Here is a 363-nt window from a genome sequence, read left to right as displayed (position 1 = left end):
GAAGTAATTATTGTGGATCAGTATCAAGATAATCGTTTAGAAGTAATTATTAATTTTTATAGTAAACAAATTGAGATTTTATATAAGAAAGTTGATTTTAAAGGTGCGGCCCGAGCGAGGAATTTTGGAGTGACATTTAGTACTGGGGTTATAATAAATTTTCCAGATGATGATTGTGAACTTCATCCAAATATATTAGATCAAGTAGTAAAACTATATAAAGAAGATAATGAATTAGATGTAATTTTTGGGAAATCTATTGAAAAAGATAACCTGGTAGTTTCGGTAGTTAAGTTTCAAGAAATGTCGGATAAGGTTCAAGAAGAGAATTTATATAATACAACTGTAGAAGTTACAATGTTA

At 28.1% G+C, this 363-nt stretch carries 1 protein-coding gene; it reads left to right on the top strand.

Annotated features, from left to right (window positions below):
• Positions 1–363: glycosyltransferase family A protein (locus KVT34_RS30010; protein ID WP_217563268.1), on the top strand; the 363-nt coding region annotated here is incomplete at both ends.

Origin of the sequence: Paenibacillus sp. GbtcB18, from assembly GCF_019091125.1 — a bacterium.
Classification (GTDB): Bacteria; Bacillota; Bacilli; order Paenibacillales; family NBRC-103111; genus Paenibacillus_F; species Paenibacillus_F chitinolyticus.
Note: the sequence above shows the minus strand (reverse complement) of the source record. Positions and strands in the feature narration are given on the sequence as shown.